Annotated in this window: 17 protein-coding genes; 4 read left to right on the top strand and 13 right to left on the bottom strand. The window is 57.3% G+C overall.

Translation table 11 applies throughout. The annotated features are described in order from the left end of the window. Positions 1-38: 38 nt before the first annotated feature. Positions 39-1499: a hypothetical protein gene (locus FQB27_RS15590; protein WP_169561997.1), complete on the top strand. Its 1461-nt coding sequence runs from the start codon at positions 39-41 to the stop codon at positions 1497-1499. 30 nt (positions 1500-1529) lie between these two features. Here the strand turns inward: FQB27_RS15590 and FQB27_RS15595 are convergent, their stop codons facing one another. The 8 genes from FQB27_RS15595 to FQB27_RS15630 all read right to left on the bottom strand — a co-directional run bounded on the left by FQB27_RS15595 (position 1530) and on the right by FQB27_RS15630 (position 11902). Then, positions 1530-2969 carry a sensor histidine kinase gene (locus FQB27_RS15595; protein WP_169561998.1) on the bottom strand — a complete coding sequence of 480 codons (1440 nt, stop codon included), beginning with the start codon at positions 2967-2969 and terminating at the stop codon, positions 1530-1532. A gap of 162 nt (positions 2970-3131) precedes the next feature. Then, a complete protein-coding gene (locus FQB27_RS15600) occupies positions 3132-4466 on the bottom strand; it encodes an NAD(P)/FAD-dependent oxidoreductase (protein ID WP_169561999.1) in 1335 nt (444 codons plus the stop codon). A gap of 144 nt (positions 4467-4610) precedes the next feature. After that, the gene (locus FQB27_RS15605; protein ID WP_169562000.1) at positions 4611-5012 is read right to left on the bottom strand and encodes a F0F1 ATP synthase subunit epsilon; all 402 of its coding nucleotides are present in this window, start codon (positions 5010-5012) and stop codon (positions 4611-4613) included. A 27-nt stretch (positions 5013-5039) separates the two neighbouring features. After that, positions 5040-6464, bottom strand: coding sequence for a F0F1 ATP synthase subunit beta (gene atpD / locus FQB27_RS15610; protein WP_169562001.1), 1425 nt, complete (start codon positions 6462-6464; stop codon positions 5040-5042). Positions 6465-6517: 53 nt separating this feature from the next. Beyond that, complete coding sequence (locus tag FQB27_RS15615) at positions 6518-7393, bottom strand: F0F1 ATP synthase subunit gamma (protein WP_169562002.1); 876 nt, start codon at positions 7391-7393, stop codon at positions 6518-6520. Between the two features lie 29 nt (positions 7394-7422). Beyond that, positions 7423-8952: a F0F1 ATP synthase subunit alpha gene (atpA, locus tag FQB27_RS15620; RefSeq protein ID WP_169562003.1), complete on the bottom strand. Its 1530-nt coding sequence runs from the start codon at positions 8950-8952 to the stop codon at positions 7423-7425. Beyond that, positions 8952-9578, bottom strand: a complete 627-nt coding sequence (locus tag FQB27_RS15625; RefSeq protein ID WP_206374735.1) for a F0F1 ATP synthase subunit delta — start codon at positions 9576-9578, stop codon at positions 8952-8954. The genes atpA and FQB27_RS15625 overlap by 1 nt, the downstream gene beginning before the upstream one ends. Before the next feature lie 143 nt (positions 9579-9721). Beyond that, on the bottom strand, positions 9722-11902 hold the full coding sequence (locus tag FQB27_RS15630; protein ID WP_169562004.1) for a primosomal protein N': 2181 nt from the start codon (positions 11900-11902) through the stop codon (positions 9722-9724). A gap of 164 nt (positions 11903-12066) precedes the next feature. Here FQB27_RS15630 and fsa point away from each other — a divergent pair, with 164 nt between their 5' ends. From fsa to FQB27_RS15645, 3 genes are read left to right on the top strand one after another with little or no spacing between them, the layout of a single operon-like run. After that, positions 12067-12726 (top strand): fructose-6-phosphate aldolase, encoded by a 660-nt coding sequence (gene fsa / locus FQB27_RS15635; protein ID WP_169562005.1) that lies wholly within the window; start codon positions 12067-12069, stop codon positions 12724-12726. 45 nt (positions 12727-12771) lie between these two features. Further along, positions 12772-13497: a DUF484 family protein gene (locus FQB27_RS15640; protein WP_169562006.1), complete on the top strand. Its 726-nt coding sequence runs from the start codon at positions 12772-12774 to the stop codon at positions 13495-13497. Between the two features lie 5 nt (positions 13498-13502). Further along, positions 13503-14432 (top strand): tyrosine recombinase XerC, encoded by a 930-nt coding sequence (locus FQB27_RS15645; protein ID WP_169562007.1) that lies wholly within the window; start codon positions 13503-13505, stop codon positions 14430-14432. 55 nt (positions 14433-14487) lie between these two features. On the opposite strand, the gene FQB27_RS15650 is transcribed toward FQB27_RS15645, so the two are convergent. From FQB27_RS15650 to FQB27_RS15670, 5 genes are all read right to left on the bottom strand, one after another. Then, positions 14488-15675: an MFS transporter gene (locus tag FQB27_RS15650; RefSeq protein WP_277346090.1), complete on the bottom strand. Its 1188-nt coding sequence runs from the start codon at positions 15673-15675 to the stop codon at positions 14488-14490. A 14-nt stretch (positions 15676-15689) separates the two neighbouring features. After that, positions 15690-16298, bottom strand: a complete 609-nt coding sequence (locus tag FQB27_RS15655; protein WP_169562009.1) for a glutathione S-transferase family protein — start codon at positions 16296-16298, stop codon at positions 15690-15692. A gap of 107 nt (positions 16299-16405) precedes the next feature. Next, positions 16406-17809, bottom strand: coding sequence for a dihydrolipoyl dehydrogenase (gene lpdA, locus FQB27_RS15660; RefSeq protein WP_169562010.1), 1404 nt, complete (start codon positions 17807-17809; stop codon positions 16406-16408). Between the two features lie 33 nt (positions 17810-17842). Continuing rightward, the gene (gene odhB, locus FQB27_RS15665) at positions 17843-19132 is read right to left on the bottom strand and encodes a 2-oxoglutarate dehydrogenase complex dihydrolipoyllysine-residue succinyltransferase (RefSeq protein WP_169562011.1); all 1290 of its coding nucleotides are present in this window, start codon (positions 19130-19132) and stop codon (positions 17843-17845) included. Positions 19133-19144: 12 nt separating this feature from the next. Further along, entirely contained in the window at positions 19145-22033 is a 2889-nt protein-coding gene (locus tag FQB27_RS15670; protein ID WP_169562012.1) for a 2-oxoglutarate dehydrogenase E1 component, read from the bottom strand. Positions 22034-22092: the final 59 nt, after the last annotated feature.

Genomic DNA, 22092 nt, shown 5'->3' on the forward strand with positions numbered 1-22092 from the left:
TTCGTAGATTTCTGTCGTGATTTGGAGTTGGGGATAACATGAAACATTACGAAGAACTGACTGGCGGCGAAGGACGCCGGGTTTTTTACCGTGCTGAACGCTTCAAGGCCTCGACCATCCTCCGGGATATTTCCCCGGTGATTGAGCTCCGGGACCGGACCTTTGAAATTTATGACCTCAGCATGAGCGGCCTCAGCTTCCTTGCCCCGGCAACCAGTGAATGGCAAACCGGCGAGGAGGAGGATTTCTCACTGTCCCTGAAACTGGGCGCGGATGAGGTGTTTCAGGGCACGGGCAAAATCTCAAGGATTGCCGATGTCAGTGACCGCAAGAAGGTCGCCCTTGAACTGACCAACGGCTATCTTGATATCCAGAAGATCATTGAAACCCATGACGATCTGGCCCTGAACCGTCATATCCGCACCGGGTTGCTGGATCAGTCCTCACTGGTACCGGCGGATTACAAGGAAATCGTCGCTGACGCACTGTATCTGCTACGCTCTGCCCGGCAGACCCTGCAAAAGGTGGAACAGGAATTCAAGTCTGACTCGCCGCGCCGGGAATCCCGGATCAACGATGTCATCATTGAATGCGAACAGCATGTTCACAGCCGCTGGAAAGAGCTGTCCAAACGGGCCATGGTCACCGTCAACAGCATGCGCAGTAACCCGGAAGCCATGCAAGCCGCCAAGGCCTATACGGAGAAAACCCTGACCCCGGAACTTGTCACCGGCGCCAGTTGGGGACGGGCCTATGAAAAGCCGCTGGGCTATCCCGGCGACTACGAGGTCATGAACTATGCCTATAATCTGGCGCTGCTTGGGGACACGGCCTATGACAAGCTGTGTCACCGGCTTGGCACCAGTACGGGCGAGTTCATCGCCGCCCGCATGACCATGGTGAAACAGAAAATCGCCGAACTGGCCGCACAGGCCGCCGCCGAGGGCCAGACCGAATTCCGCGCCGCCAGCCTTGGCTGCGGCCCCGCGCAGGAGGTTGCCAACTTCCTGCAAAATCAGGAAATCCCCCTGCCCGTTCATTTCACCCTGATCGATCAGGATCACGATGCCCTGTCCTATGCCTACAAGAACAGCTATCCCGAAGTGGTTCGGCTGGATGGCCGGGCCTCGGTGAACTGCCTGCATGCCACCTTCGTTGAGTTTCTGGCAACCGGTGCCCTGTTCGAAAAACTGGACAAGCAGGACCTGATCTATGCGGTTGGTCTGGTGGATTATCTGACCGACAGACGGGCCTGCAAAATGGTGGATGACCTGTATGCCAGCCTGCGTCCCGGCGGCACCCTGCTGATCGGCAGCATGAAAGACTCTGACATCAGTCTGGAATGGCAGGTCGAGTTCATCACGGACTGGCAGCTTGAATATCGCACCGAAGAGGAAATGCTGAACATGGCGGTCAACCTGCCCGCCGACGCGACCCTTCGGGTCCTGCCGGATTCAACAGGTCATTGCCATATTCTGGAAGTGAAAAAGCCGGAATAACCGGCGATCACCACCGGGGAGATCCGCGGGCTAGCCGTTGGCCTGCCGAAGCGGATTTTCCTCGTTGGCCTTGATCATATACCGCTCTGCCGGGAACAGGACATGGGCGGTCGTTCCAATGCCAAGCTCGCTTTCCAGAATGATGCCGCCGCCATGTAGGGTCATCACATTCTTTGAGAGCGGCAGGCCCAGACCCGTCCCCTCATAAGACCGGGCAAGGCTGCTTTCGATCTGCACAAAGGGGGCAAAAACCTTCTCGATATTGCGGGGATCGATCCCGATCCCTGTATCGCGGATCTGCACATCCATCCCGCCCTCGGAAGTGCGGGCAAAGCTGATGGTCACCGATCCGCCCTTGGGGGTGAATTTCACTGCATTGGACAAAAGGTTCAGAAACACTTGCGACATCAGGCGCGCATCCGCCAGCACCACCTGATCCTCTGCCGGGATATCAAAGGCAATGCGGATACCGTTCTCCGCTGCCTTGTCCCGCAGGATCCGCAGGGATGAATTGACCACATCCACAAGGGACAGCGGTGCCTCCTGCAGGGACAGTTTGCCCGCCTCGGCCTTGGACAGGTCCAGAATGTCGTTGATGATGCTCAGCAGGTGCTTGCCGCTGCTCTTGATATCGCGGGAATATTCCTTGTACCGTTCTGTCCCGAGCGGACCGAACATCTCTTTCTCAAGAATTTCTGAAAAGCCGATAATGGCGTTGAGCGGAGTGCGCAATTCATGGCTCATGATGGCCAGAAACTCCGATTTCGCATGGTTGGCCGATTGGGCCGTATCCGCCAGTGTATTGCTCTTCTGCCGTTCTTCGTCCAGCAGGCGCATGTTGATATAGTCCCGGCGCCGGGCCAGTTCCTGAATATAGCTGGCAAAGATATTCATCAACGCCGCACAAACCAGAAAGAAGCTGTTCTCAAGGACCAGTTCCAAGGGCGCGGGGTTGAAGACCAGTACGGTCAGTTCATACAAACTGACCAGCAGCACCGTGACCACAAGGGCAAACAGGAAGCGAACCGGCGGAATACAGCAGCAATAGATCAGCACCGGCACCAGTCCGGCAAAATACCCGGCCCCGCCAACAGGGTCGGACAGCCCGATCATGGCAATTACGCCGCACCCGGACACAAACATGCAGAAGGCCCCGATAGGATGGGCATGTTTTCCAAGAACCGGTGAATAGGTCGCAATGGCCGCCAGAAAGAAAATGGGGACCACAATGGCGAACCGGATAAACCACGCCGCCGCAAGGGCTTCCGGGATGATATAGGCATCCAGAATGGCGAAGGCCGCATAAATGATAATCGCCCCAAACAGGGCGAGACGCATGATCGGAAGAGCTTTCTGCAGCTCGGAATGATGGTAGGAGGCTTCCTCCTTTCGGTCCGCGAACCGAAGGGTTAGTGCATTGATCCTGAATTTGCCCTCACCGAAATACTCGGCGATCTTGTTAGCAAACATGCTACGTCCCGAAACCAAAAACCTGGTAACTTCCCTACTTTGATAAAGCCCCATTAAAACCTTACGTTAGGATTGGTAAATACATTCTTAAGTGTCTTTATTTTTACATTAATCCTAGCGATCTTCAACTTACTCCACTTTCAAGGGCTTGCCAAATCCGGCCTATGCCCCCCGAAAAAGGGCCTTCAGAATCCGGGGCCGGAGCAGGGTCAGGGGCGATTCGGCAAAATGCATGACCCGATAAAACTGCCGCGCCACATCCGGGTCATTGGACGACATGACCCGATCCTTGAAAAACCGGCTGATTGCAAATCCAAACGGCTTTTTCCCCGACGTGGACGGATATTTCAAATCCTCCCCAATCGCGAGGCCCCAGGATATATCCAGAATCCGGTCAATATCCCGATAGAAAGACTTCTGCGCCCGATCCGGCCATGCCGCCGGGCTATGACCATGGGTCTTAACAAGATCGCGGAGAACCATGGCTTCCTGTGCGGCCACGGCAATCCCCTGTCCAAAGAACGGATTGGCACTGCAAATGGCATCCCCAAGAACCAGAAGGTTGCCCGGCGTCCTGTTTGAACCACCAAAATGACGGCGCACCCCGGCCTTGAATTTGAACGGACGAATGGGGCCCAGCAGTTCCGCATCTTGCAGGACGGTGTGGATATGGGGCTGGGACAGGGTGCCGATAAAGGCCATAAAGCCGGCCGCGTCCAGCGGGGGATGATCGCCATTATAGCCCGCGGCAGTTACTAGCCACTGGTCCCCTTCCACCGGGACAATGGCCGCCGCCCGTGTTTCCTCGGGCGCCTTGGGATAGATAAGCATGGCCCGCCAGTCCCGGTTTTCTGACGGGGGCAACCGGAACAGGCCACTGGCATAGGCGAAATCCACCTCCACCCGGGTGGCAGGAACGGGCGTAAATCCCGCGGCCTGCAATTCCTGGTCAAGACGTGTGCCCCGGCCCGCCGCCTCCACAAAGAGGTCGGCCTCCAATGCAACTTCCTGTTCCTCGTCCTGTGTCCGGGCCCGCACGGACCGGACAGAGCCCGTTTCCGCATAGTCAAACCCTGTGACGGCCGTCTTGTAATGAAAATGGATGGTCGGGATGGCCGAGACAAAGGTTCTGATGACCTGTTCCAGAAACGGGCGGGTCTGGAAAAAGGTTTCCATGCCCTTATCGAATTTCGGCATCCACCGACCGGCCACATGCCAGTTCACATCACGGCCCAGTGTGGCCGGAACCGATCCCCCGTCCAGAAGGGCCTTGCGAAAACCCGGAAACAGGTCTTCAAGGATGGTTTCGCCCCGGTTCAGCAGCACATGCACATGATGTCCCTGCGGCACCCCTTTGCGGGGCGTTGGCGCCACAGGTTCCGCGTCTTTCTCCAGGACATGAACCTCGGCAAAACGCTCCGACAGGACCCGTGCGGCAAGAAGGCCCGCAATCCCCGACCCGATGACAATGGCCTTGCCTGCTGTTTCGCCAGTCACGTGCTTTCCCCCCATCAGTTTACCCGATTCTGGCACAGGCGGCAGGGTCTGCCAACCCCCAAGCCATGCCTGCCCTCATCCGCCCCGGATTTCGGCACAAAAAAAGGGGCCCGAGGGCCCCTTTTAATCATTCTCGCAGGAAACTTATCCCAGTGCTTCAAGAAGCTGTTCAAGATGATCCTTGTTTTCCTGCGCCTTGCGCCGGACTTCATCATCTTTTGCATCCTCAATATCTTCAGCCGCATTCGCGATGCGCTGTTCCAGATCCTTGCGGTCCAGATCAGCCACGTGAATTGCCTCTTCTGCCAGAACGGTGATCTTGTCGTCTGCGACCTGCGCAAACCCGCCGTTGACAAAAATGCGGTCCTTTTCCGTGTCTCCCTCATAGATGGAGATCACGCCGGGACGCAAGACTGCGGTGATCGGTGTGTGCCCGGCCATCACGGAGAAGTCTCCTTCTGCGCCCGGCACAACAACCATTTCATAAGCATCCGAGAGCAAAAGCTTCTCAGGCGAAACCAAATCCATGGATACCAATTCAGCCATTATTCGCTCTCCTTCGAACCGTCAGACTTAAGCTGCTTCCGCAGCAAGTTTGGCGGCTTTTTCCTTAACTTCCTCGATACCACCGCACATGTAGAAGGCGGCTTCCGGAAGATCGTCATATTCACCGGCAACGATGGCTTCGAAGGCATCGATTGTGTCTTCAAGCTTCACGAATTTACCCGGTGCGCCTGTAAAGACCTCGGCCACGTGGAACGGCTGAGAGAGGAAACGCTGGATCTTACGGGCACGGGCCACGACCAGCTTATCTTCTTCAGACAGTTCGTCCATACCCAGGATGGCGATGATGTCTTGCAGGGACTTGTATGTCTGCAGGGTTTCCTGAACCTGACGGGCAACACGGTAGTGACGGTCACCGACGACGGCCGGGTCAAGCATACGGGATGTGGAGTCCAGCGGATCCACAGCCGGGTAAATGCCAAGCTCGGCGATCTGACGGGACAGAACGGTTGTCGCATCAAGGTGGGCGAAGGATGTTGCAGGGGCCGGGTCAGTCAAGTCGTCGGCCGGGACGTAAATTGCCTGAACAGAGGTAATGGAACCCTTGTTCGTGGAGGTAATACGTTCCTGCAGGGCGCCCATGTCGGTTGCCAGTGTCGGCTGGTAACCCACAGCAGACGGGATACGACCCAGAAGCGCGGACACTTCGGAACCTGCCTGTGTGAAGCGGAAGATGTTATCAACGAAGAACAGAACGTCCTGACCTTCCTGATCACGGAAATATTCCGCGATTGTCAGACCGGACAGAGCAACACGGGCACGGGCTCCTGGAGGCTCGTTCATCTGACCGTATACGAGGGCCACTTTGGACTTGTCGCCTTCGAGGTCGATAATGCCGCCTTCGATCATTTCGTAGTAAAGGTCGTTACCTTCACGAGTACGTTCACCAACACCGGCAAACACGGAGTAACCACCGTGGCCCATGGCAACGTTGTTGATCAGTTCCATGATCAGAACGGTTTTACCAACACCGGCACCACCGAACAGACCAATCTTACCGCCCTTGGCGTACGGTGCCAGAAGGTCAACAACCTTAATACCGGTTACCAGAATTTCTGATTCTGTGGACTGGTCGGCAAAGTCAGGGGCAGAAGCGTGGATCGGTGCAGAAGATTTCGCATTGACCGGACCGCGTTCGTCAACCGGCTCACCCACTACGTTCAGGATACGTCCCAGTGTTTCCGGACCAACCGGCATCTGGATCGCATCACCAGTGTCGGAAACTTCCTGACCGCGGACCAGACCTTCAGTCGCGTCCATAGCAATGGTACGAACTGTGTTCTCACCAAGGTGCTGGGCAACTTCCAGTACAAGACGCTGGCCGTTGTTATCAGTATGAAGGGCGTTCAGAATTTTCGGCAGTTCACCGTCAAACTGAACGTCCACGACGGCACCCATCACCTGGGTAATTTTGCCGACAGACTTATTCGCCATTTCAATGCTCCCTAAAGGGTCACTTAAATCTTCAAAACACCCGATGGAAAGCCCTAGAGGGCTTCCGCACCGGAAATAATCTCAATCAGCTCGCTGGTAATAGCAGCTTGACGTTCACGGTTATATTGCAGGGTCAACTTGTCGATCATTTCCCCGGCGTTCCGTGTCGCGTTGTCCATAGCGGACATCCGCGCGCCTTGTTCGGACGCTGAATTTTCCAGAAGGGCTTTATAGACCTGAACGGACACGTTGCGGGGCAACAGTTCGTCCAGAATTTCGCCTTCTTCCGGTTCGTAATCGTAATCGACTTCGCTTTCCTCGCCCTCAGCCTTTTCAGGGATGGAGGCAGGGATAAGCTGCTGTGCGGTTACTTCCTGTGTCAGAACGGAAACGAACTTGGCGTAGAACAGGGTACAAACGTCAAATTCTTCATTATCGAACATGGACAGTGCCCGCTGCGCAATCGGCTGCGCGTCACTGAACCCGATCCGCTTTGAACCGGACAGGTCGACAAAATCGATAATCAAACGGCCATATCTGCGTTTCAGAGCATCACGGCCCTTCTTGCCAACGCACAGGATCTGAACGTCCTTGCCTTCGGCAAGCAGTTTTTCAGCCCGCTGAGCGGCGGCCTTGGCGATGGAGCTGTTGAAGCCCCCGCACAGTCCGCGCTCACCCGTCGCAACGATAAGCAGATGTTTCTGATCGGAACCGGAGCCCTGAAGGAGGCGAGGCGCCTCGCGACCTTCCAGACCGGCCGCAAGGGACACCATCATGCTTTCCATCCGCTCGGCATAGGGCCGGGCGGAGTTGGCAGCCTCTTCAGCGTGACGCAGTTTCGCCGCGGCCACCATCTTCATGGCCTTGGTGATTTTCTGCGTCGACGTGACGCTGGTGATCCGATTTTTGAGTTCCTTAAGGTTCGCCATTTCCGGCTACCCCCTTTTCAGCTCAAAGGTTACGCAAAAGTGGTTGTGAAGCTTTCCAGAATGCCGTGCAGCTTCTCTTCAGAGTCGCCAGACAGGGCACCTTCGGAAAGGATTGTGTCCAGGAGATCCTGATGTTTTGCATGCATTTCTGTCAGAAGCTGTTTTTCGTAGTCGCCGATCTGGGACACTTCGATGCGGTCCAGATAGCCTTTAACACCTGCGAAAATAACAACAACCTGCTCTTCCATGGTCAGCGGTGAATACTGCGGCTGTTTCAGCAGCTCGGTCAGACGAGCACCGCGGGCCAGCAGTTTCTGTGTCGCTGCGTCCAGGTCGGAACCGAACTGGGCGAAGGCAGCCATTTCACGATACTGGGCCAGTTCCAGCTTAATGGTACCGGCAACCTGTTTCATGGCTTTGGTCTGCGCGGCAGAACCCACACGGGACACGGACAGACCAACGTTAATCGCCGGACGGATACCCTGATAGAACAGTTCGGTTTCCAGGAAGATCTGACCGTCGGTGATGGAGATCACGTTGGTCGGGATGTAGGCGGAAACGTCACCAGCCTGGGTTTCAATAACCGGCAGAGCGGTCATGGAGCCGAGACCATTGTCCTCGTTCAGCTTCGCAGAGCGTTCCAGCAGACGGGAGTGGAGGTAGAAAACGTCACCCGGGTATGCTTCACGTCCTGGCGGACGACGGAGCAGCAGGGACATCTGACGGTAAGCAACAGCCTGCTTGGACAGATCATCGTAAATGATCAGGGAGTGCATGCCATTGTCACGGAAATATTCAGCCATCGCACAACCGGTAAACGGTGCGAGATACTGGAGCGGAGCCGGATCGGAAGCGGTCGCGGCAACAACGATGGAGTATTCCATGGCGCCGTTTTCTTCCAAGGTCTTCACAACCTGGGCAACGGTGGAACGCTTCTGGCCGACAACTACGTATACGCAGTAGAGCTTCTTGCTCTCGTCGCCGGAGGCGTTGACAGATTTCTGGTTCAGGATGGCGTCAACAGCAACGGCTGTCTTACCGGTCTGACGGTCACCAATGATCAGCTCACGCTGTCCACGTCCGATCGGAACCAGACTGTCGACAGATTTGAGGCCGGTCATCATCGGCTCATGCACGGATTTACGCGGCATGATGCCCGGTGCCTTCACGTCAACACGACGGGTTTCACCACCTTCGATCGGGCCTTTGCCGTCAATCGGGTTACCCAGTCCGTCAACAACGCGCCCCAGAAGACCCTTGCCCACTGTTGTTTCAACAATGGCGCCTGTCCGTTTAACCGTGTCACCTTCTTTAATGTCACGGTCACTACCGAAGATCACGGCACCAACGTTGTCGGATTCAAGGTTCAGTGCCAGGCCTTTAATGCCGCCCGGGAACTCAACCATTTCACCAGCCTGAATTTTGTCCAGACCGTAAATACGAGCAACACCGTCACCTACGGACAGCACCTGACCAACTTCTGAAACTTCAGCTTGCGTGTCAAAACCCGCAATCTGCTGCTTAAGAATTTCGGAAATTTCTGCGGCGCGGATGTCCATCACCCAACCCCTTTCATCGCAAACTTAAGATTTTGAAGCTTGGTTCTAATCGACGTATCGACCATTCGTGAACCGACTTTAACTACCAATCCGCCAATCAGACCCTCATCGACCTCGGCCTCGATTGAGACGTCGCTGCCAATGGAGGCTTTCAGTGTTTTGGAAAGGGCTTCAGTCTGTTTCACGGTCAGTTTCTTGGCAGAAACCACCTTGGCAACAACCTCACCCCGCTCTGCGGCGACGAGCCGACCAAAGCCTTCAATCATATCCGCCAAGGCGAACAAGCGACGATTTTGCGCAACTGTCCCGACGAAACGACGAACCAAATCACTTACCCCGAGTTTCTCAAGCACAGCTGTCATGGCGCGCGCCTGGTCATCCCGACCGATAAGTGGACTGCGGACGAGAGTGGCGAGATCCGCACTCTCTTCCAATGATGTTCTGATCGTAGCCAGATCGGCAGCAACGGCGTCTACCTGCTTCGCGTCGGAAGCAAGATCGAAAAGTGCTGTCGCATATCGGCCAGCGATACCGGAAACTTTTGTGTTCTCAGCTGACAAGGAAAGATCCCCAAGCCTGAAAATTGCAGCGCAAAATCGCGCCGAACGAAAATTAGATTTACCCACATCTTCAGGTTGCCTTTACAAAGCCCCCTGTAGAAAGGCACCGGGTTCTTAGCACAGTGAATTGTGAGTGGCAATATCCCCGGCACCAGTTTATTGGCCAAAATTCACCAATTTTTCACAAATGAGGCTTTTCTGGTTCATTTTTACATGAAGTTATAAGGGTCTATATCAATCTGCATCCGGACGTTGGATGGAACTTTTATTCCTTTCAACCACTGTCCGATCAATTTTTGAATCTGGACATTTTTTGCGGTTTTCACAAGGAAACGATACCGGTGTCGGCCCCGGATCATCGACAGGGGTGCCGGTGCCGGACCCATGATCAGGAACTGATCCCCGTGGGGAGCGATTCGCGACAAATTTTTTGCAAAGGAAAAAACTGATTCGGGGTCGGGACTGGACAGGACCAGCGCCGCCAACCGGCCAAAGGGAGGCATGGCGGCACTTTCCCGGGATTGCCGCTCGGAATTAAAGAAGGCCGCCGCGTCCTGCTGGACCAGCGCCTCCATCACCGGATGTTCGGGAATATAGGATTGCAGGATCACCTTGCCGGGATGCTCTGCCCGGCCAGCACGACCCGCAACCTGCGACAATAACTGATAGGTTCGCTCCGAAGCCCGAAGGTCGCCGCCGGCAAGTCCCAGATCCGCATCCACAACCCCAACCAGTGTCAGGGCCGGGAAATGATATCCCTTGGCCACGATCTGGGTCCCAATCAGTAGATTGATCTGCCCTTCCGTCATGGCCTCGACAAATTCGGCGGCCGCCTTGGGGCCGCTCAGGGTATCACTGGCGATCATGGCAATATTGGCGTCCGGGAACAGAAGCTCGGCTTCCTCGGCCAGTCTTTCGATACCCGGCCCGCAAGCCTTGAAGCTGTCCTCGTCCTGACATTCCGGGCACTCCTTCGGGAGCGGACTGGAAAAACCGCAATGGTGACATTGCAGCTTCCGCAGCATCCGGTGCTCCACCAGCCACGCACTGCAATGGGGACATTGCAACCGGTGCCCGCAAGTATCGCACAAGGTCAGGGGCGCATATCCCCGGCGGTTGAGAAACAGCATGGCCTGCTGGCCGCTTTTCAGGGTTTCCTCGACCGCAAGGCGCAAGGGTTCCGAAATCCAGCGCTGTGCCCCCGGACGATGTTCTTTCAAATCGACCAGTTCCACAGCGGGCAGAACCGCCACCCCGAAGCGCGAGGCCAGCCGGATATGCTGATACCGTCCCATTTCTGCATTGGTCAGGGTTTCAAGGGACGGCGTGGCCGACGCCAAAATGACCGGGAACTTGCCGATCCGGGCGCGAACCACGGCCATGTCCCGCGCATTATAGGGAACCCCTTCATCCTGCTTGAAGGACGCCTCATGCTCCTCATCCACTACCACCAGTCCCAAGGATGCAAAGGGCAGAAACAGCGCAGAGCGTGCGCCGACAACCACTTTTGCCTCGCCTTCAATGACGGCGCGCCAGTTGCGGCGGCGATTGCCCTGCCCAAGATCGGAATGCCACTCGACGGGTTTGACCCCGAACCGCGCCTCAAAGCGGGACAGCCACTGGGATGACAGGGCGATTTCCGGCAGCAGCACCAAAGCCTGCCGTCCCTGCCGCAAACATTCGGCAATGGCCTCGAAATAGACCTCCGTCTTGCCCGAACCGGTCACCCCTTCCAGCAACAGGGCCGAAAAATCATCGGCCTGAACACGAGCCCGAAAAATGTCGGCGGCATTCTGCTGGGCGTCGGACAGGTCAAATCCGGGATGTTCCGCATCCGGAACGGGTATGGTTTCCTCCGCGGGCAGGGAAACGGGTTCCAGCACCCCCTTGTCGGCCAGCCCCTTGATGACCGAGGAACTGACTCCGGCAATGTCGGAAATTTCCGCGGTGGTTCTGGCGACCCTCCCCTCCAGCACCTCAAGAACCCGGCGCCGGGCCGGTGTCATCTTGTCCACGGCCGCCCCCGTCCGCCGGTAGCCGGTTCGGGGCGCTTTCGGATACAGAGCCTCAGGCACATTCATGCACATGCGAAGAACCCGGCCCGGTCGCTGCATGGTGTAATGGGACACCCAGTCCACGAACTCCCGGCTTTCCGCAGGCAGCGGAGAGACAGGCAGACATTCCTGAACGGCCTTGATCCGGTTGGCGGCAACCTTGGAATTGACCGCCTCGCCCCAGACCACCCCGGTCACCTCACGGGGGCCAAAGGGGACTTTCACAAACTGGCCCATCGTCACGCCCAGATGATCCGGCACCTCATAGTCATACGCCTCCCCGATACTCATGGGGAGCATGACCTCGACGCGTCTTTTTTGTCTGGAATCGTTCATAACAGGGCGGCAACCGAAACTCTGCGCAGTATTGCTAACTCGGGGCCAGCCTAATCAATCCGGGCTTTTCTTCCAAGCCTTCGATTGTCCTTGATCCGTAAACCCGATATAAATGGCGAAGAGAAACCAACATCCCTGTCATTTTTCAGGATCGAGACATACATATGAAATTCTTTGTTGATACGGCGGATACTGCTGAAATTCGCGAACTGGCCGATACAGGGCTGCTGGACGGCGTCACCACCAATCCGTCACTGGTCGCCAAGACCGGCCGGGACTTTTTCGAGGTTATCGGGGAAATCTGCTCCATCGTGGATGGCCCGGTCAGTGCCGAAGTGGCCGCTACCGACTATGAAACCATGCTGGAAGAAGGCAAGCGCCTTGCCGGCCTTGGCGAGAATATCGCGGTCAAGGTGCCGCTGACCATGGCTGGCCTGAAAACCTGTTCACAACTGGCCCGCGCCGGAACACAGGTCAATGTCACGCTCTGCTTCTCTGCTGCACAGGCCATTCTGGCCGCCAAGGCCGGGGCAACCTATGTCTCGCCTTTTGTGGGCCGTCTTGATGACATCGGGCAAAACGGCATGCACCTGATTTCGGACATCGTCCAGATCTATGGCAACTACCCCGCCCTGCAGACAGAAGTTCTGGTGGCTTCCATCCGCAATCCAACCCACATCGTCGAGGCCGCCCTGATGGGTGCCGATGTCTGTACGGTGCCGCCGCAGGTCCTGAAACAGCTTGTTTCACACCCGCTGACCGACAAGGGATTGGCCGCGTTTCTGGCAGACTGGGAAAAAACCGGTCAGAAGATCATCGGCTAAGCCTGCAACTTGCTGACAGGAACCTCTTAATCAGGGAAACAAAAGGTGTCAGACAGCACTGGTGAACAAGAAGCATCCCCGGTGGATGCCCTCTCGACCCCAACCGAACAGGAAGTCCGGGACTGGCTTAGCGCCCATCCGGACTTTCTGGAAAACAATGCCGACCTTCTTGCCGGCCTGACCCCGCCCAGCCGGGTGTCCGGCGAGGGGGTGGTGGATATGCAATCCTTTCTTCTGGATCGCTTGCAGCGCGAGGTTAAAACCCTCAAAAGCCAGCTACAGGCCTTTGTCGCCGCGGCCCGGCAGAACGCCCATACCCAGAGCATGGTTCACGCGGCCGTTCAGACGCTGCTGTCCGCCACCAGCTTCGGCCATTTCGTTCATATCCTGACACAGGACCTGCCGGAAATTCTGGAAGTGGATGTCATGACCCTCTGTGTTGAGGACAGCCCCATTCCCGTGCCGGCCATGACCGGACTGCAACGGCTGAAAAACGGCAGTATCGGCAAGGCCAACTGGCAAGGTCGGCGCATTATCATGCGTGCCGACGCCCCCAAATCCCCGGCCGTCTTCGGCGCGGCCACCGACCTTGTGCGATCCGATGCCAGAATTCTGCTGGATATCCCATCCCTGCACGCCCCGGCCATGCTGGCCATTGGCAGCCGCGAGACCGGGCATTTTCACGAGGAACAGGGCACCGAGCTTCTCGGCTTTTTTGCAGGATGTGTTCAGGCCTGCCTGCAAAGCTGGGCTGAACACACGGCGATCTAGCGCCGATGGCCGCCCTTCCCCCGCTTGCCAAGGCGGTTCAATCCTGGAAAGACTGGCTGGCCTTTGAAAAGAAGGTCAGCCCCCACACCTTCGAAGCCTATGAACGGGATACGGGCGATTTTCTGGCCTTCCTCACCGGCCATCTGGGGGGGGAGCCTGAACTCAAGGATCTGGAAGCCCTGCGCGCCGCCGACTTTCGGGCGTTTCTCAGTTTTCGCCGCGATGAGGGCCTGTCCCCTTCCTCGCTTGCCCGCGTGCTGTCTTCGGTTCGCAGCCTGTTCCGCTATCTGGATCGCGGCGGCCTGATCCATAATCCGTATCTGAAAACCATCCGCCCGCCCCGGAAACCGCAGCGCCTGCCCCGCCCCCTGAACGAGAAGGACACGCTTGATCTGCTGGCGAAAGCCGGTCAGCCCGGAACCGTCAACCGGCCCGAATGGGTTGATCTTCGGGATGCGGCGGTCTTTACCCTGCTTTACGGATGTGGATTGCGAATCAGCGAGGCCCTTGATCTGGATTACCGGACCCGGCCCACCGGCGATGTCCTTCGGGTTGTGGGTAAGGGCAACAAGGAACGCCTTGTCCCGGTGCTGCCCATTGTCCTGCGCGCCATCGATGAGTATGCCGCTGCCTGCCCGTTCGATTTTCATGCCGACAGCCCGCTGTTTTTTGGAAAGCAGGGACGGCGGCTTGGCGCCCGGACGGTTCAGATGCGCCTGCAGGAACTCCGCCGCCAGATGGGCCTGCCGGAAACGGCAACGCCCCACGCCCTGCGTCACAGTTTCGCCACCCATCTTCTGTCAGGCGGCGGCGACCTTCGCGCCATTCAGGAACTGCTGGGACACAAGTCCCTGACCACCACACAGCGCTATACCGACCTTGATGACGGTACCCTGCTGGCTGTCTATAACAGTGCCCATCCGAAAACCCGGTGATCAGGGACTGGTGGCCCGGACTGGCGACCGGGAGGTGACGGGAACAGACGCCCGGCTATGGCCTTGCCAGACGGATGGCAAACGGCCCCAGGGCAGAAACCAGCCCCATGGCAACATAGGTCAGTCCCCACGCCACAGTGCTTTCATGGCCCCCGCTGGCATCCAGTACAAAACCGGCCACGATCGGGCCGATCATCGCCCCGCTGAACCCGACGAAACTGTGCATGGCCATGGTTGACCCTTTCAGATCAGCCGGGGCACTGGCCACCGCCCCCGATGTGAGGGACGACGAATCGGCGGTCACCAGAAACCCGTAGAGGGCCGAAACCGCAATGACGATCCAGAAGGGCAATCCCGCCGTAAAGCCCACCCCAAGCGAGGTGGCAAGGGCCAGCAGCATGATCACCGTAATGGCTTTCTGGCGGCCGATTTTCAGGGCCAGTTCATTGCCCAGGACACTGGACGGCAGGCCAAGGAAAATAATCAGGGCGGCAATCACACTGATATCCAGCCAGGACGGCGTATTGTCGAGAAAGGCGGCAAAGGTCAAAAAGGCCACCAGAAAAGACCGCATGGCCATCAATTCGAAGGTGTGACAGAAATAACCGATCACATATCCCATGGTCTGGCGGTTTCCGACGACCGGCCGGAAATTGAGCAACTGACGCCAAGCCCTTGGCTGGTGGTTGGGCCGGGCGCCCGTCACGGACAGGATCACCGCCAGCGCGGCGGGCGGCCCGAAAATCGCGGACATCATGGCAATGTCGGCGCTGAACCAGCGTTGCATCTGCCCGATCAGCAGGAAGGAAACTGCCGATCCGGTGGAAAAGCAAGCCGTATAGAAGGCAATGGCCCGCGACTGGTCACCTGCGGGCAGGCGATCGGTCAACATGCGAAGACCGGGCATATAGGTACAGGCCAGTCCGGCGCCTGACAGGAACCGCCACGGCAGGGCAGACCAGAAATCATCGGCCCAGACGGCAAACCCCAAGGCCCCGACCACCCCCACAAGGCATCCCGCAATCACGATCCGTCTGGCATCGATGCGATCCGTCAGGGTGGTTGCAAGCACACCAAAAAGGGTGAACCCGCCGAAAAAGCTCCCGTTTATCCATCCGGCCTCGGTCCCTGACAGCCCCCATTCCTGAAAGAAATGGGGCATCAGGGCCGGGAAGGTCGCAAAGGAAGACATGGACAGCACCTCTGCGAGACACAGAAAGGTTGTCAGATAAACGGGAGACATGCGGGCATCAATGCTTAGCTGGCGGGCGGCTGGGTCGCCTGCATGGACGGACGGGCGCTGAACTCGTTATACCATGCGGTCAGTTCCGGGCGTCCTTCCCGCCAGTTTTCGGCGCTGAAGCGAAGATCGTGATATCCGAGGGCGCAGCCGATGGCGATGGTGCCGATATCCAGACGACCCTTGAAGGTATCAATCTTGTTCTCCAACTCATCCAGAGACCGCTCCATGGCGACCTGAAGGCGGGCATTCCAGGTTGGGGACCCTTCGCCCTTGGGCATGGCGCTGCTGTCCATGCGGCGCTGATAGGCGGCATCGGTCATGCCGTTGGCAATGGCATGCAGGGTCATAACACGGGCCCGGTCCAGCGGGTCGGCAGGGAACAGGGTTGCGGTGTCGGACAGGCTGTCCAGATACTCACAAATCACAATGGAATCAAAAATCAGGGACCCGTCTTCCAACTGCAGGCTGGGGATCTTGCCCAGCGGGTTTTCAGGGTTGATACCCTTGAAAATGTCAGAAATGTCAGGCTTTACCAGATCAAGACGATCAACCAGCCCCAGTTCATGGGCCGTCACCATCACTTTCCGAACAAAAGGGGAGGTAGGGCTATGGCAAAGTTTCATGGGATTTCCTTTTTCTTATCGTTGAGGGGCCGGATATGCCGGTGTTAACAGGAAAGGGCCGATCCACTGGACCGGCCCCGTCATCTTCCTGATAATTCCGAATCAGGTCAACTGTTCAATGTACGTCCGGCAACGGCAAGCGCTGCTTCCTTGACCGCTTCGTTCAGGGTCGGGTGAGCATGGCAGGTGCGCGCGATATCCTCGGCGGAGGCACCAAATTCCATGGCCAGAACGCATTCATGGATAACCGTTCCGGCATCCGGTCCGACGATATGAACACCAAGAACCTTGTCGGTTTTCTTGTCCGCCAGGATTTTTGCAAACCCTTCGGTAAAGCCATTGGCCCGGGCCCGGCTGTTGGCCATGAACGGCACCTTGCCCACGTTATACTCGATCCCGGCAGCTTTCAGGTCCTCTTCGGACTTGCCAACCGTGGCCACTTCCGGCCAGGTGTAGATCACACCCGGAATGGTATCGTAGTTGATGTGCGGTTTCTGACCGGCCAGCATTTCAACACAGACAACACCTTCGTCCTCTGCCTTGTGCGCCAGCATGGGACCTTCGATCACATCGCCAATGGCATACACGCCATCGACGCTGGATTTGAAGGTCTTGTCCACGATGATGCGGCCTGCCTTGTCGGTTTCCACGCCCAGATCCTCAAGCCCCAGACCCTTGGTGTAGGGACGGCGGCCAATGGCAACCAGAACCACATCGGCGGTCAGGGTTTCCTCGTCACCGCCCTTGGACGGTTCCATGGTCAGGGTCACGGAAGACTTGCTCTTCTTGGCGCCGGTGACCTTCTTGCCCAGCTTGAACTCGATCCCCTGTTTCTTGAGGATACGCTGGGTGGTCTTGGCAACCTCGTTGTCTGTGCCGGGCAGGATGCGATCAAGGAATTCGACCACAGTTACCTCGGCACCCAGACGGCGCCAGACAGTTCCAAGCTCAAGACCGATCACACCGGCACCGATGACAACCAGTTTCTTCGGCACCTTGGGCAGTTCCAGTGCGCCTGTGGAAGAAACGATCTGTTTTTCATCGATTTCCACGTTGGGAAGCGGTGTCACTTCAGAACCGGTGGCAATCAGGATGTTCTTGCCCTTGATGACCTTGTCTTCATCGCCGCTGATTTCAACACGGCCGCCGCCCTGCAGGGTGCCGGCACCCTTGATGTAGGTGACCTTGTTCTTCTTGAACAGGAACTCGATCCCCTGCGTCAGGCCTTCAACCGTGGTGTCCTTCTGGTTCAGCATGGTTTTCAGGTCCAGTTCAACAGAACCGACCTTGATGCCGCGATTTTCAAAATCGTGCTGGGCTTCCTCGAACAGTTCGGAAGACCGCAGCAACGCCTTTGACGGAATACACCCAACGTTCAGGCAGGTACCGCCAAGGGTACCGCGCTTTTCAACGCAGGCTGTCTTCATACCAAGCTGTGAGGCCCGGATGGCGGCTGTGTAACCGCCCGGACCACCACCAACGACGATCAGATCAAAAATATCTTCGCTCATTTATCCCCCCTCCAGGGAGTGTCTAATTAACGTCTAGAGATCAAGCAGCAGGCGCTGCGGATCCTCAAGGGCGTCTTTCACCCGAACGAGGAAGGTAACCGCTTCCTTGCCATCGATGATCCGGTGGTCATAGGACAGTGCCAGATACATCATGGGGCGGATCTTGATCTCGCCATCGACAACCATCGGCCGTTCCTGGATCTTGTGCATGCCAAGAACACCAGACTGCGGCGCGTTGAGAATCGGCGATGACATGAGCGAACCATAAACCCCACCGTTGGAGATGGTAAAGGTTCCGCCTTGCATATCAGCCATGCTCAGCTTGCCATCACGGGCCTTGCGGCCAAGATCGGCAATGCCTTTTTCAACTTCGGCAAAGCTCATCTGATCGGCATCGCGCAGAACCGGAACCACCAGACCGTTCGGTGTCCCGACGGCAACACCCATGTGGTAGTAGTTCTTGTAGACGATGTAATCGCCTTCAATTTCGGCGTTGACCGCAGGCAGTTCCTGAAGCGCAGCGATACAGGCCTTTGTGAAGAAGGACATGAAGCCCAGCTTGACGCCATGTTTCTTCTGGAACAGGTCCTTGTATTCCGCCCGCAGGGCCATCAGGTTGGTCAGGTCCACCTCGTTATAGGTGGTCAGCATGGCCGCTGTGTTCTGGGCATCTTTCAGACGGGCAGCAATGCTCTTGCGAAGGCGGGTCATCTTGACACGTTCTTCGCGGACAGCCTCGGACCGGGGACCGGCCGGTGCTGTCGGAGCAGCCGCAGCAGCAGGCGCCGCTGCAACCGGGGCCGGAGCCGCCGGAGATGCACCGCCATTTTCAAGGGCTTCCAGAACGTCCCCCTTGGTAATGCGACCATCCTTGCCGGTGCCGCGAATCCTGGCAACGTCAAGGTTGTTTTCATCAATCAGCTTCTGTGCAGCCGGCAGAACTTCCGCCGGACCGGTAGAGGCAGCAACTGCCGGGGCCGGAGCCGCAGCAGGAGCGGCAGGCGCCGGGGCTGCAGCAGCAGGTGCAGCCGCCGGTGCCGGAGCTTCAGCCGCTTTCGGAGCCGGGGCGGAAGTTGCACCAGCAGCACCGGCAGCAATCTGACCCAGCAGCGCGCCAACCTCGACATCCTCGCCTTCTGCGGCGATGATTTCTTCCAGTCGGCCCGCCTCGGTGGCGTTCACCTCAAGGGTGACCTTGTCGGTTTCCAGTTCAAGAATGGGTTCATCCTTGGCAACAGCGTCGCCAACCTGCTTGAACCATTGACCTACAGTAGCTTCCGTTACGGATTCCCCAAGTACGGGGACGCGAATTTCGACCGTCATGTTGCTTCTTTCCTACTCGGCTTTGATGCCAAGGGCATCATCTACAAGTGCACTCTGTTGCTGATTGTGTTTCTTGAGAAGACCCGTTGCCGTGGCCGCAGCAGCGGCCCGACCGGCATAGCGGGCACGGGTGACATTCTTCATCCCGATGGCCGCAAAGACTTCTTCAAGATGGGGCTCAACGAATGTCCAGGCACCCATGTTCTTTGGCTCTTCCTGACACCAGACAACCTCTTCCACGTGGGTGAACCGTTTCAGTTCATCGGACAGGGCTTCATCCGGGAACGGATAAAGCTGTTCCAGACGCAGGAAGAAAGTATCGGTCAGGCCCAGTTCGTCGCGGCGCTGGCGCAGGTCGTAGTACACCTTACCAGAGCAGATAACGACCCGGCGGACATCCTTGTCCTCGCACACCTTGTCGTTGTCATACAGGACACGGTGGAAGGAGGAACCCGGACCCATTTCCTCAAGAGTGGACACAGCCATCTTGTGACGCAGCAGGGATTTCGGGGTCATGACCACCAGCGGCTTACGGAACTTCCGGTGAATCTGGCGACGCAGAACGTGGAAGTAGTTGGCCGGTGTGGTGCAGTTGACGACCTGCCAGTTGTCTTCGGCAGACATCTGCAGATACCGTTCCAGACGGGCGGAGGAGTGCTCCGGTCCCTGCCCTTCATAACCGTGCGGCAGCAACATGACCAGACCGCTCATGCGGAGCCATTTCGCTTCACCACTGGAAATGAACTGGTCGATGATGACCTGTGCACCGTTGGCGAAGTCACCGAACTGGGCTTCCCAAAGGACAAGCGCCTTCGGTTCGGCCAGACTGTAACCATACTCGTAACCCAGAACCGCCGCTTCTGACAGCAGACTGTCGATCACTTCGTACTGGGCCTGCTGTTCACCAAGGTTGTTGAGCGGGATATACCGTTCTTCGGTAACCTGATCCACAATCACGGAGTGACGCTGGGAGAAGGTACCACGACCACAGTCCTGACCGGACAGGCGAACCGGGTATTCTTCCTTCAGCAGGGAGCCAAACGCCAGAGCCTCGGCAGTGGCCCAGTCGATGTTTTCCCCGGTATCGAACATTTTCTTCTTGTTCTTCAGAACCCGTTGCAGGGTCCGGTGAACATTATGCCCTTCCGGCACATTGGTCAGTTTTTCACCAATGGCTTTCAGTTCGTCGATCGGGACGGCAGTCGCGCCGCGGCGGGCACCCTGATCGGCCCGCTCGAAGCCCTGCCAGCGACCTTCGAACCAGTCGGCCTTGTTCGGCTTGAAGCTGTTGGCTGTCTCGAACTGCTTTTCCAGATAGTCGCGGAATTCCTTGACCCAACCCTCGATCTGCTGCTCGGTGGCCACGCCTTCGGCGATCAGCTTCTTGGCATAGATCTGCATGGTGGTCGGATGCTGCGCAATGGTGCGGTACATCAGCGGCTGTGTGAAGGCCGGCTCGTCCCCTTCGTTATGGCCGTGGCGGCGATAACAGAACATGTCGATGACCACATCGATCTGGAACTGCTGGCGGAACTCGGTTGCGATCTTTGCCACATGGCAAACCGCTTCCGGGTCATCCCCGTTCACATGGAAGATCGGAGCCTGAACCATCTTGCCCACATCGGACGGATAGGGGCTGGACCGGGAATATTTCGGGCTGGTCGTAAAGCCGATCTGGTTGTTGACCACGAAATGGATGGTGCCGGAAGTCCGGTACCCTTTCAATTCGGACAGACCGAAACATTCTGCCACGATCCCCTGACCGGCAAAGGCCGCGTCACCGTGCAACAGAAGTGGCATGACCTGACCGCCCACATCACTGCCGATCTGGGCCTGCTTGGCACGGGCCTTACCCAGAACAACCGGGTTCACGGCTTCCAGATGGGACGGGTTGGCTGTCAGGGACAGGTGGACGTTGTTACCGTCGAATTCGCGGTCGGATGAGGTACCGAGGTGATATTTCACGTCACCGGAGCCTTCAACATCCTCCGGGTTCGCCGGATTGCCCTGGAATTCAGAGAAAACAGCCCGGAACGGTTTTGCCATGACGTTGGTCAGAACGTTCAGGCGGCCACGGTGCGGCATGCCCAGAACGATTTCCTTCACGCCCAGCTGTCCGCCGCGCTTGATAATGCCTTCCATGGCCGGAACCATGGCTTCACCGCCATCAAGGCCGAAGCGCTTTGTGCCGGTGTATTTTACGTTGAGGAACTGTTCGAAGCCTTCGGTTTCGATCAGTTTGCGCAGGATCGCAATCTTGCCTTCCGGCGTGAAGGTCACTTCCTTGTGACGGCCTTCAATGCGTTCCTGAATCCAGGCCTTCTGGTCGGGTTCCTGGATGTGCATGAATTCCACACCGATGGAGCCGCAATAGGTCCGCTTGACGATGTCCAGGATTTCCCGGATCGTCGCGGTTTCAAGGCCAAGGACGTTATCGATAAAGATTTCCCGATCCCAGTCTTCCGGGGCAAAGCCATAGGAGGCCGGATCAAGTTCCGGATGCTCTTTTGGAATTTCCAGTCCCAGCGGGTCAAGATGCGCCTTCAGATGGCCCCGGACCCGGTAAGACCGGATCAGCATGAGCGCCCTGATCGTGTCGACGGCGGCGGCCCGGACATCCTGCAGCGGCAGGCCCTTGGTTTCCGCAACCTCGATGGCACGATAGGCGGCATCCCCCAGAATCCCGTACTCGTCTTCCGGCTGAATGCCGTTTACCGGGGTCCAGGGAGCGCCCTGATTCTGGGCAACGATGGTCTCGGCATCATCGCCGAGGGTCTGAAAATACTGCTGCCAGCTGCTATCCACGGAGGAAGGATCGTTTAGATAGCGAGCATAGAGCTCCTCAATGAATCCAGCGTTAGAGCCGGTGAGGAAGGAAGAATTATCCAATGTTTGAGACATTTCCGGTCAATTGGGCGGGTACAATACCCGCCCCCTAAAAAATCGAGTTTCGCTGTAAA

The organism is Sneathiella chinensis, assembly GCF_012720115.1.
GTDB lineage: Bacteria > Pseudomonadota > Alphaproteobacteria > Sneathiellales > Sneathiellaceae > Sneathiella > Sneathiella chinensis.

Coding starts and splice junctions, on each gene's coding strand:
- FQB27_RS15590 (WP_169561997.1), top strand. CDS start 39: ATGAAACATTACGAAGAACTGACTGGCGGCGAAGGACGCCGGGTTTTT.
- FQB27_RS15595 (WP_169561998.1), bottom strand. CDS start 2,969: ATGTTTGCTAACAAGATCGCCGAGTATTTCGGTGAGGGCAAATTCAGG.
- FQB27_RS15605 (WP_169562000.1), bottom strand. CDS start 5,012: ATGGCTGAATTGGTATCCATGGATTTGGTTTCGCCTGAGAAGCTTTTG.
- atpD (WP_169562001.1), bottom strand. CDS start 6,464: ATGGCGAATAAGTCTGTCGGCAAAATTACCCAGGTGATGGGTGCCGTC.
- FQB27_RS15615 (WP_169562002.1), bottom strand. CDS start 7,393: ATGGCGAACCTTAAGGAACTCAAAAATCGGATCACCAGCGTCACGTCG.
- atpA (WP_169562003.1), bottom strand. CDS start 8,952: ATGGACATCCGCGCCGCAGAAATTTCCGAAATTCTTAAGCAGCAGATT.
- FQB27_RS15630 (WP_169562004.1), bottom strand. CDS start 11,902: ATGAACGATTCCAGACAAAAAAGACGCGTCGAGGTCATGCTCCCCATG.
- fsa (WP_169562005.1), top strand. CDS start 12,067: ATGAAATTCTTTGTTGATACGGCGGATACTGCTGAAATTCGCGAACTG.
- FQB27_RS15645 (WP_169562007.1), top strand. CDS start 13,503: ATGGCCGCCCTTCCCCCGCTTGCCAAGGCGGTTCAATCCTGGAAAGAC.
- FQB27_RS15650 (WP_277346090.1), bottom strand. CDS start 15,675: ATGTCTCCCGTTTATCTGACAACCTTTCTGTGTCTCGCAGAGGTGCTG.
- FQB27_RS15655 (WP_169562009.1), bottom strand. CDS start 16,298: ATGAAACTTTGCCATAGCCCTACCTCCCCTTTTGTTCGGAAAGTGATG.
- lpdA (WP_169562010.1), bottom strand. CDS start 17,809: ATGAGCGAAGATATTTTTGATCTGATCGTCGTTGGTGGTGGTCCGGGC.
- odhB (WP_169562011.1), bottom strand. CDS start 19,132: ATGACGGTCGAAATTCGCGTCCCCGTACTTGGGGAATCCGTAACGGAA.
- FQB27_RS15670 (WP_169562012.1), bottom strand. CDS start 22,033: ATGTCTCAAACATTGGATAATTCTTCCTTCCTCACCGGCTCTAACGCT.